This is a genomic window from Intestinimonas sp. RTP31139st1_F5_RTP31139_211217 (genome assembly GCF_040226735.1).
Classification (GTDB): Bacteria; Bacillota; Clostridia; order Oscillospirales; family Oscillospiraceae; genus Intestinimonas; species Intestinimonas butyriciproducens.
Genome location: NZ_JBCOAQ010000060.1, coordinates 1 through 9,655, shown reverse-complemented (window position 1 = coordinate 9,655; position 9,655 = coordinate 1). Strand labels below are relative to the sequence as shown.

Here is a 9,655-nt window from a genome sequence, read left to right as displayed (position 1 = left end):
GGAGAGTGCCGGGCCGAAGTCCCCGTCGGTCTGTCCGACATTGATGCCGATGCCCGCGCTCACGGCGGAGGGCTCCCCGGTCTCGGCCTCCAGCTCCAGCTCGGTGAGGATGCCGCAGAGCTTCCGCCCGTCCAGGACCAGGTCATTGGTCCACTTGATCCCGGGGCGGAGCCCGCAGCAGGCCTCTACCGCGCGGCTGGCCGCCACCGCCACCCAGGCGGTGAGCGTACTGAGCTTGTCCAGGTCCAGCACCAGACGGGGCCGCAGGAGGATGGAGCAATAGAGCCCCTTGCCCTTCAGGGACTGAAAGGTGTTTCCCCGGCGGCCGCGGCCGCCGGTCTGCTCATCGGTGAGGACGGCCAGTCCCTCCGGCGCGCCGTTGGCCGCCCGGCGCTTGATCTCGTTGTTGGTGGAGTCCACCGTCTCCAGACAGGCCAGATTGCTCCCCACCAGGCGCCCCGCCAGGGCCTGAGAGAGCTCCCCCGCCCGCAGGGTGTCCGGCGCCGACTCCAGCCGATAGCCCCGGTTGGAGCCGGAGGAGATGGCATAGCCCTCCCGCCGGAGGGCGTCCACCGCCTTCCACACCGCCGCGCGGCTGACCCCCAGCTTCCGGCTCATGGCCTCACCGGAGAGATAGGCCCCGCCGCCGGAGCGAAGAAGCGTGAGAATTTCATCTTGTAGCATAGTCGAGCCCCCTTTTGTCCTCTCCATTTTCCGTGCGCGGAATGAGCCGCCCTGCGGCCGATCCGGCAGGGAGAAGGCGGACCTCCGCCTTGTGTATCAAGGATATTATATCCCCGGAAGGGAGGATACGTCAACCAAATGAAAAATAACAGTTTACAATCGGGGGAAAATGTGATATTGTAAACCTACAATAAAAAATTGGTTTACGATTGGAGAGAGTACACAATGAGAACCAACACCCGCATGTTGATCCTGGCCGCCCTTTTCTCTGCCCTGACAGCCATCGGGGCCTTCCTCAAGTTTCCTTTGGGGGCGATGTCCGTCACGCTGCAATTCCTGTTTACCGCCATGGCGGGCGTACTTCTGGGGGCCAGGTGGGGGGCGCTGTCCCAGGCGGCCTATGTGGTGCTGGGCCTGGTGGGCCTGCCCATTTTCACCATGGGGGGCGGACTGGGCTACGTCTTTCAGCCCAGCTTCGGATTTCTGCTGGGGCTGATCCCCTCCGCCTGGGTCATGGGAAAACTGACCGAGGGGGAGGCGAAGCTCCCGCGGGTGGTCCTGGCGTGTCTGGTCGGGCTGGGTGTGCTCTACCTGGTGGGGCTGCCGTATATGTATCTCATCCTGAACGTCTATCTGGGGAAGGGGCTGTCCGCCTGGACCGTGGCGCAGATCGGGATGCTGGTGTACCTCCCTGGAGACGCATTGAAGATTGCCGCCACCGCGGCCGTATACCGGCCTCTGCGGAAGGCGCTGGGGCCCACGGCGGGGACTGCCGCCGCGACGAACTAGGGATTTGAAAGCCGCGGATGGCGTCGCCCCTCGCGCTCCCCTGCCGCAGACCGCAAGGATCCCTAACATACAGGTTTTTCGGCAGCCCGTACTCATAGAAGGGGGGCGCCTCTGCATATCCGCGGCCCCTGTCCCATATACATGGTTACAGCAGAAAGCCATTGCTGGGAAAGGCGGGAGAAGGATGCAATACGAGGAGAAGAAGCTCCGGGCGGAGACTGCGCCCCATCATGTGATTCTGGAGGGGCGGGAATCTCTGTCCGTATCTGGGGTGGAGGAGGTGGAGAGCTTCGACGAGAACAGCATTGTCATGAGCACCTGCAAGGGGACCCTGGTGGTGCGGGGGGAGGACCTCCACATCGAAAAGCTGAGTCTGGACGGGGGAGACCTGAAGGTGGAGGGAAGCGTGGACTCCCTGACCTATGAGGACGACGGGGGCGAACGGGGCGGCTTCCTGGCCCGGCTGTTCCGATAGGTCCACGCGATGGGCGTCGACCTTCTGGACCAGGCCCTTACGTTCCTGGGCGCCGCCGGCCTGGGGACGGCGCTGGGCCTGGTATATGATCTGTTCCGCATCCTCCGGCGGCGGGTCCGGCTCCCCCTGCTGGGCTCCGCGCTGGATCTCCTCTTCTGGGCTCTGGTCACCGCGGGGCTCTTTCTCTATGCCATCGCCGCCGGGGGCGGGCAGTTGCGCATTTATATGGTGCTGGCCCTCTTCCTGGGGGCGGTCGTCTATTTTCTGGCGCTGAGCCGTCCGGCCCTCTTTCTGGCCGGTCTGGTGGCCGACGGGATCGCTTTTCTCTGGAAGCTCTGCACATTTCCCCTGGTCCTGCTGGGGCATGTCAGTAAAAAAATTGAAAAAGTTGCAAAGAAGCACTTCCATTATGGCCGAAGATGGTATAATATTAGACTGATACCCGAAGAGATGGAAGACTTGACCCGCCGGGCGGCGGGAGGAGGGGAGGGCGCACGCCGTGATCAGAACAAAAAAGGCCGGACTGCTCACAAAGGTGGTGGTTCTGGCTCTGCTCATCTACATGGCGACGGCCCTGCTGAACCTCCAGGGCCAGATCCAGGAGGCGCAGGCCCAGCGGGACACGCTGAGCCAGCAGGTGGCGGAGCAGACCCAGATCAACGCCGAACTGGCCGAGGACGTGGCAAATCCGGACGACCCCGACCGCATCGCCGACATCGCCCGGGATAAGCTGGGCCTTGTGGCGCCCGGAGAGAAAGTCTTTATCATCACCAACTAGGGCTTGCTTGAAATGGATCATCCGTCCGAACGCCGGGTCTTTTGTCCCCCGGCCGGGCGCCGATTTCCCCGGGGGTCCGCTGGGACCCCGGCGGGGGAACGCTTGCCGGGGGGCAAAGTGCTTCGGCGCCGGGCACACGGTCCATATTCAGACAAGCCCTAAAGAGATTCGGGCGAATATTCAAGGAGGATTTTGGGAGCAGTATGGAGTTTGGTGTAGGTTCTATTGTAGAAGGAAAAGTGACAGGCATCACAAAATTCGGCGCTTTTGTGTCACTGCCCGGCGGACGCTCGGGTCTGGTGCACATCTCTGAGATCGCCTATTCCTATGTGAACGATGTGAAAGACCATCTCACCGAGGGACAGGAGGTCAAGGTCAAGGTCATCGGAATCGATGAAAACAACCGCATCAATCTGTCCATCAAAAAGGCCATGGATCCCCCTCCCCGGCCGCCTCGCCCCGCGGGCGGCCAGGGCGGTTTTGCACCCCGGCCCAGCGGTCCCCGACAGGGCGGCTACGCGCCGCGGCAGGGCGGCGGGCGGTCCGGCGGATTTTCCAGGCAGCCCAGTGAGCCGGAGTCCTTTGAGGAACGGCTCAAGCATTTCATGCAGGCCTCCGACAGCAAGCTGTCGGAGATGAAGTACACAGAGAAGAGAAGCTCCCGCCGCGGCGGACGGAAATAAGAATGCAGAGGAAAATGCGCGGCTGAAGGACAAGCCGCGCATTTTTTCTGTGTGGGAGAGAAAGGCACAGCGGTATATCCGCCGCAAAAGAAAGCGGGCGCGCCCGATAAGGCGCGCCCAAAGGAAGGATCTTGCGTGGGAGAATGGCAGGAGTCCAGCCGGTAGGAGGGACAGGACTCTGTACAGACAGAGAGTAACATATATTACTAAAAATGTCAACTAAAATTTTGAAAGGCGGAGGAGACAATGTTGATTTTCAACGGTGTGGTGCACCCGGTGGACGCTCCGGTGATCCCCAATGGATATGTGGAGCTGGAGGGTGGCAAGATCAAAGGCGTCGGCCCTATAGAGGCGCTGCCGAAGGGCTGCGAGGGCCCTTCCCTGGACGTGAAGGGCGGGCACATCGTTCCCGGCTTTGTGGATGCCCACTGTCACCTGGGGCTGTTCGGCGACGCCCTGAAGTTTGAGGGCGACGATGGCAACGAGGCCACTAACCCCTGCACCCCCCATGTGCGGGCCATCGACGGGGTGAATCCTCTGGACCGCTGCTTCCAGGAGGCGCGGGAGGGGGGCGTCACCACGGTGCTCACCGGGCCGGGCAGCGCCAACCCCATCAGCGGACAGGGCATTGTGATCAAGACCCTGGGCGCCTGGGTGGATCAAATGGTGCTCAAGGCGCCGGCCACTATGAAAATGGCTCTGGGCGAGAATCCCAAAACGGTGTACAACGGGCGAAAGGAGACCCCCACCACCCGGATGGGGACCGCGTCTGTCATTCGCACGGAGCTGGCCCGGGCGCTGGAGTATATGGACCGTCAGGACAAGGCGGATACCGAGGCGGGCACCAATGCGCCCGGCTATGATCCCAGGTTGGAGGCGCTGATCCCCGTGCTGCGGGGAGAGCTGCCCGTCCATATCCACGCCCACCGGGCGGACGATATCGCCACGGCGGTGCGGATCTGCCGGGAGTACGGACTGCAATTCGTGGTGGTCCACGGCACCGAGGGCTACCGCGTCACCGAGCTGCTGGCCGCCGAGGGCGTAGGCGTTATCACCGGGCCCATTCTCACAGACCGCAGCAAGCCCGAGCTGGCGGGCCTCACCATTGAAAACCCCGCCCGCCTGGCAAAGGCGGGGGTGGAGATCGCCATCTGCACCGACCACCCCGTCACCCCGATCCAGTATCTGCCCCTGTGCGCGGCCATTGCCGTCCGGGGCGGCCTGGAGCCGGAAGAGGCGCTGCGGGCCATTACTCTGGGCGGCGCCCGATTGGCTGGTGTGGCTCACCGTGTGGGTTCCCTGACGCCCGGGAAGGACGCCGACGTGGTGGTGACCAGCGGCCACCCGCTGGAGTGGACGGGAAGTGTGGAGCATGTCTTTATCAACGGTATCCAGGTGAAGTGACCGCCGCTTTGGGCAATGGGACGGAGGAGCGGGGACAGAATTTGTATAAAGTTCATAAAATCCAGGTGACTTTCCGTAGAGATGCTGGTATAATAAAGGTACCGAAGGGCGGAATGGACTGCCCCCGGTTACCACAGTCCCCGTGAGGGGACGAAAGAAGGAGCTGAATCGAATGAAGTTCGTATTCACCGACAAGAAGGTCACTCTGCCCGCGTCCGTCCATGCCTATGCGGAAAAGAAGGTAGGCAAGCTGGACCGCTATTTCAAGACGGAAGGCGAGGCATCTGTCGTCTTCAGTGTGGAAAAGGACCGGAACGTCTGCGAAATTACGGTCCGCTCCGGCAGCATGATCCTCCGCGCTTCGGAGAGTACCTCCGATATGCGCGCATCCATTGACGCCTGTGTCTCCGGCATGGAGCGCCAGATCCGCAAGAACAAGGCCCGCCTGGAAAAGCGTCTGCGCACCGACGCCTTCGAGCGCACGGTGGACGCCGCCGAAGTCTCCGACTTCGCACCCGAGGAGGAGGAGTCCGAGTTCAGGATCGTGCGGACCAAGCGGTTCCCCATCAAGCATATGACGGTGGAAGAGGCGGTGCTCCAGATGAATCTGGTGGGACACACCTTCTTCGCCTTTAAGAACGCCGATGCCGACGGGGCCTTCTCCGTGGTCTATACCCGCAACGGCGGCGGCTACGGCCTCATTGAGGACGACGTCTGAATCCAGGCAGTACAAGGGCCCGCCCCGGAGCTATGCTCCGGGGCGGGCCTCATTGTTTTCTACGGTCGGACGATGTGTGTCTTACAGCCGGTAGGAAAGCTCGGCGGTCAGGGCCGTCCACAGCAGGGCGGGGGTGGCCGGACGGCGGGCGTGGGCGGTGTACGCCATGGCGGCCTGATCGCCGCCGGTCAGGCGCACCTCCAGGTCGGCCTCCGGGAGATAGACGGTCAACGCCTCCTGGCCGGCATGGGTGTAGTCCGCCGTCACCTCCAGACCGTCCAGGGTGCGGTAGGAAAGACGCCAGCGCCCCGCCTTCGGCACGGTAAGGGAGAGATCCGAGCCGTAATCTGGGAGGTAGGGGATCAGCACCGACGCATCTCCGGAGGAGCTGGTGTTCAGGGACAGGGGCCGGATGGGAGAGGCGGCCCTCTGGAAGAGCAGGACGGAGTCGGAGGGGGGCAGGGGCGAGAAGGTCTCATCCATCAGCACACCGCCCTGGAACCGGGTCCGGATCTCCCCCGCCAGACGGGCGGCATACTGCCCGTCCGCCCAGAATAACAGGCCCGCCGAGCCGGCGGCCAGCAGGGCCACAGCGGTCAGGGCACAGAAAATGCGTTTTCTGATAGTATGCACAGGAAATCCCTCTTTTCAAGCGTTCTGGGGAATCAGATCCTGGATCTTTTGATAGAGCGCGGGACCGGAGCCCAGGATCATATAGCAACCGGAATCGCCGTCCGCGGGACTGAGAAAGGCGCCGCGGGGGGTGATCCAGGCACACATGCCGCCGGCGGACACACAGATATCCCCGGTAAAGGGGCCGGGCAGGGCGGTGGGGAGGCGGACGCAGGCGCTGTCCGCCAGCGCGGAGGACAGTAGTCCGGAGGCGGGGAGCGCGAAAGCGCGCAGGGTGCCGTCGCCGGAGACCGTCAGGGCGCGCACATCCCCCCCCTCAGCGGAGAGTGGCAGCATGTCCCGCGTACTGCGGGGGGAGAACCACGCGAAAGCGGCGCACAGGATCAGGATCGCCGCCGCCGGAGCCCAGTGCAGCCGGGTATGGCGCGCCATGGACAGCGCCTCCTTTCTTCGCTTCTGGAAAAGGTTTCTACCTCTATAACGATGAAGAAGGGCGTTTTGTAACAGCTTTTATAGCGGTTTAAGAAAAACTTAAGAAATGAATGCTGCCGCAGAGACGCGGGAGGAAATATGTGGGCTTTCTGTGTTTCTTAGACGCTGGGAGAGCGGAAAAAGTTGCAGGCAAAAGAAAAAACGGCCGCCCTCATTTTGAGAAGCGGCGGCCTTTGTCCGCCACGGCAGAGGAAAAGACGGTAGCGGCGCTTTGTAACCTTTCACTCCGCTACTTTGTATTATGGATGAAAGGCTTTTCAACCGGGTTAAGGAGCATGCTATATGAAACCACCCCTCAAGATGCTGATTGAAAAATATCGGAACAATCTCTATACAGCGGCATTTAACGTATGTAAAAATGCGCAGGATGCCGAGGATGTTGTTCAGGATACCTTCCTTCAGTATTGGTCCCAGAAAAAAGAATTTGAGACGGAGCAGCATATCCGTGCGTGGCTGCTCCGCGTGGCGATCAACAAGGCGAAGAACAAGAACAATACTTTTTTCAGGCGAAACGCGCTCCCGCTGGAGGACTATATGGAAACCCTGGCCTTCCAGTCGGAGGAGTCGTCCGAATTGTTTGAGGCGGTGATGAAACTCCCGGAAAAGTATCGTATCGTGGTCCACTTGTTTTACTATGAAGATTATTCGGTAAAGGAAATCGCGGACATTCTGAAAATAACGCCGGGCAATGTGAAGGTCAGGTTGTCACGCGGAAGAATGTCGCTCCGCAACACATTGAAGGAGGCATGGGAAGATGACGAATAGGGAGAAATACAAGCAGGCGTTTTCGGCGATTCGTGCCTCTGATAATTTTTCTTTGGAGGCAGAAAAAATGGAAAGAACAGCAAAACAGCATCGGTTTAGAACAATGGCCGCCGTTGTTGCCGTCTGTGCAACGCTCGTGGGCGGCGCCGCGGCCGCATATGCCGCAGATGCGGGTGGAATTCAGCGCGCCGTTCAGGTCTGGATCCACGGAGACCAAACAGCGGCCACGATTCAATTTGACGGAAACGGAAGCTACAGCATGGAATATACCGACGGCGAGGGGAACGTGCGGCATCAGAGCGGCGGCGGCGTGGTATTTGCGCCTGACGGGACAGAGATCCCTGCGTCGGAGGAGGACCTTATGGCGCATCTCACGGCACCGGATGTGCGGTATGAGGAGGATGGGTCCGTGTGGCTCCACTGGTTTGACCAGAGCCTTGACATCACAGACAGATTTGAAGACGGTGTCTGCTATGTGAAGCTGGTGAATAATGGGGAACCCCTGTATATGACGGTAAAATATGAAAACGGGTATGCGACCAGCTCCCATAAGTATGTGAGCCCCTGGGAGTTCAACTGACGCAAAAGGATAGAACAGCGGACCTCCTGTCCAATGGTTGGGCAGGAGGTCCGCTCTGTCTGTCGAAAACCCTGTATGCTAGGGAGCGCTCATGGCCTGCGGTGGGGGAGCGCGAGCGGGCGACAGCCCGCCCCGCATGGAATCAAATGCCCCGGAAAGTCTGCGCCGGCGGGCGACTTTTTTGCTCGGCCGCATATGCAAAGCCGTCTCTTTATGCTATACTGATTCCAGAAAGAGACGAAAAAAAGAAAAGGAGTGCTGTACTTTGAAGGTATTTATCAGCGCCGATATCGAGGGTACCTGCGGGATCACCGACTGGGCGGAGACCGAGCGGTGTACCATGGACGACTACAAGCCCTTTCAGAAGCAGATGACCCGGGAGGTCAAGGCCGCCTGCAAGGGGGCCCTGGACGCGGGGGTCGGGGAGATCTTCCTCAAGGACGCCCACGACTCCGCCCGGAACATCGACGCCGCGGAGCTGCCCGAGTGCATCCGGATCCTCCGGGGCTGGACGGGAGACCCCCTGTCCATGATGTCCGGCTTGGACAGGGACGACTACGGCGCCGTCCTCTTCACCGGCTATCACGCCTGGGCCTCCTGCCCCGGCAATCCCCTCTCCCACACCATGAACCTACGCAACGAGCATGTGCTCCTCAACGGTGTGAGGGCCAGCGAGTTCCTCATCAACGCCTATACCGCCGGATATTACGGCGTGCCTGCGGTATTCCTCTCCGGCGACGAGGAGCTGTGCGCCTTTGCCCGTGAGTTTATCCCCGAGATCGTGACCGTGCCGGTCAACCGGGGCGTGGGCGGTGGCGTGATCTCCATCCACCCCGACGTGGCCGTGGAACGCATCCGGGCGGGAGCCAAGGAGGCGGTGCATCGGGCCGCCAAGTGCAAGGTGCCCATGCCGGAGCGGTTCGACAGCGAGATCCGATTCCGGGAGCACCGGACGGCCTACTCCAAGAGCTTTTACCCCGGGGCGCGGCTGGAAGATGGAAAGAGTGTGTGCTTCTCCACCGACGACTGGTATGAGATGCTGCGGTTCTACCACTTCGTGCTCAGTGACGGCTGAGGAGGGCGGATATGGAGCAGTCAAACGACCAGAGCCTGCGCCTGGCGGTGCTCATTGACGCGGACAACGCCTCCCGGACTGCCATGCGGGATGTGATGGCCGAGATTGCCGTCTACGGCACCCCCACCATCAAGCGCATCTACGGGGACTGGACCACCCCCAATATGGCCTCCTGGAAGCCGATCCTGCTGGAGAACGCCATCACCCCCATCCAGCAGTACAGCTATACCACCGGAAAGAACTCCACCGATTCGGCTATGATCATCGACGCCATGGACATCCTCTATACCGGACAGTGCGACGGTTTCGTACTGGTGTCCAGCGATTCCGACTTCACCCGTCTGGCCACCCGGCTGCGGGAGGCGGGCAAGAAGGTCATCGGCATGGGGGAGAAGAAGACGCCCAGTCCCTTCATCGTGGCCTGTGACAAGTTCATCTATATCGAGGTCATTCGGGCCGCTGCCAAGGACAAGGCGGCTAAGCCGGAGCCCGCGCCGGAACCGGAGGCGGTGTTCGGAGGCGATGAGCCGGGACTGCCCAAGAATGCCCAGCTGGTAGAGGCCGAAGAGGACCACCAGG

The 9,655-nt window shown here is 61.3% G+C and carries 13 protein-coding genes and 1 pseudogene; 11 read left to right on the top strand and 3 right to left on the bottom strand.

All coding sequences use genetic code 11. From position 1 onward, the window contains the following. Nucleotides 1-684 (bottom strand): biotin--[acetyl-CoA-carboxylase] ligase (locus ABUA09_RS17365; protein WP_349949570.1); only part of this gene is annotated, 684 nt, incomplete at its 3' end. A 225-nt stretch (nt 685-909) separates the two neighbouring features. Here ABUA09_RS17365 and ABUA09_RS17360 point away from each other — a divergent pair. From ABUA09_RS17360 to hpf, 7 genes and pseudogenes are all read left to right on the top strand, one after another. Next, nucleotides 910-1,473 carry a biotin transporter BioY gene (locus ABUA09_RS17360; RefSeq protein ID WP_075705147.1) on the top strand — a complete coding sequence of 188 codons (564 nt, stop codon included), beginning with the start codon at nt 910-912 and terminating at the stop codon, nt 1,471-1,473. Nucleotides 1,474-1,657: 184 nt separating this feature from the next. Continuing rightward, on the top strand, nt 1,658-1,948 hold the full coding sequence (yabP, locus tag ABUA09_RS17355) for a sporulation protein YabP (protein WP_033119134.1): 291 nt from the start codon (nt 1,658-1,660) through the stop codon (nt 1,946-1,948). Between the two features lie 9 nt (nt 1,949-1,957). After that, nucleotides 1,958-2,215: pseudogene (gene yabQ / locus ABUA09_RS17350) on the top strand (spore cortex biosynthesis protein YabQ); the annotation flags it as partial. A gap of 232 nt (nt 2,216-2,447) precedes the next feature. Continuing rightward, a complete protein-coding gene (locus ABUA09_RS17345; RefSeq protein ID WP_227152170.1) occupies nt 2,448-2,726 on the top strand; it encodes an FtsB family cell division protein in 279 nt (92 codons plus the stop codon). A gap of 203 nt (nt 2,727-2,929) precedes the next feature. Next, nucleotides 2,930-3,409, top strand: coding sequence for a S1 RNA-binding domain-containing protein (locus ABUA09_RS17340; protein ID WP_033119135.1), 480 nt, complete (start codon nt 2,930-2,932; stop codon nt 3,407-3,409). A gap of 246 nt (nt 3,410-3,655) precedes the next feature. Continuing rightward, complete coding sequence (locus ABUA09_RS17335) at nt 3,656-4,813, top strand: amidohydrolase (protein WP_279202247.1); 1,158 nt, start codon at nt 3,656-3,658, stop codon at nt 4,811-4,813. A 172-nt stretch (nt 4,814-4,985) separates the two neighbouring features. Next, nucleotides 4,986-5,531, top strand: a complete 546-nt coding sequence (gene hpf, locus ABUA09_RS17330; protein WP_033119137.1) for a ribosome hibernation-promoting factor, HPF/YfiA family — start codon at nt 4,986-4,988, stop codon at nt 5,529-5,531. Nucleotides 5,532-5,612: 81 nt separating this feature from the next. Here hpf and ABUA09_RS17325 read toward each other — a convergent pair whose 3' ends face one another. Together ABUA09_RS17325 and ABUA09_RS17320 are read right to left on the bottom strand one after the other, a co-directional pair. Beyond that, nucleotides 5,613-6,164, bottom strand: coding sequence for a hypothetical protein (locus ABUA09_RS17325; protein WP_033119138.1), 552 nt, complete (start codon nt 6,162-6,164; stop codon nt 5,613-5,615). Between the two features lie 15 nt (nt 6,165-6,179). Continuing rightward, nucleotides 6,180-6,596, bottom strand: coding sequence for a hypothetical protein (locus ABUA09_RS17320; RefSeq protein WP_227152172.1), 417 nt, complete (start codon nt 6,594-6,596; stop codon nt 6,180-6,182). 342 nt (nt 6,597-6,938) lie between these two features. Here ABUA09_RS17320 and ABUA09_RS17315 point away from each other — a divergent pair, with 342 nt between their 5' ends. From ABUA09_RS17315 to ABUA09_RS17300, 4 genes are all read left to right on the top strand, one after another. Further along, nucleotides 6,939-7,421 (top strand): RNA polymerase sigma factor, encoded by a 483-nt coding sequence (locus ABUA09_RS17315; RefSeq protein ID WP_033119140.1) that lies wholly within the window; start codon nt 6,939-6,941, stop codon nt 7,419-7,421. 67 nt (nt 7,422-7,488) lie between these two features. Next, on the top strand, nt 7,489-8,001 hold the full coding sequence (locus ABUA09_RS17310) for a hypothetical protein (protein ID WP_227152173.1): 513 nt from the start codon (nt 7,489-7,491) through the stop codon (nt 7,999-8,001). Between the two features lie 265 nt (nt 8,002-8,266). Continuing rightward, entirely contained in the window at nt 8,267-9,076 is an 810-nt protein-coding gene (locus tag ABUA09_RS17305) for a M55 family metallopeptidase (protein WP_058116941.1), read from the top strand. Nucleotides 9,077-9,087: 11 nt separating this feature from the next. Further along, nucleotides 9,088-9,655 (top strand): NYN domain-containing protein (locus ABUA09_RS17300; RefSeq protein ID WP_349949569.1); only part of this gene is annotated, 568 nt, incomplete at its 3' end.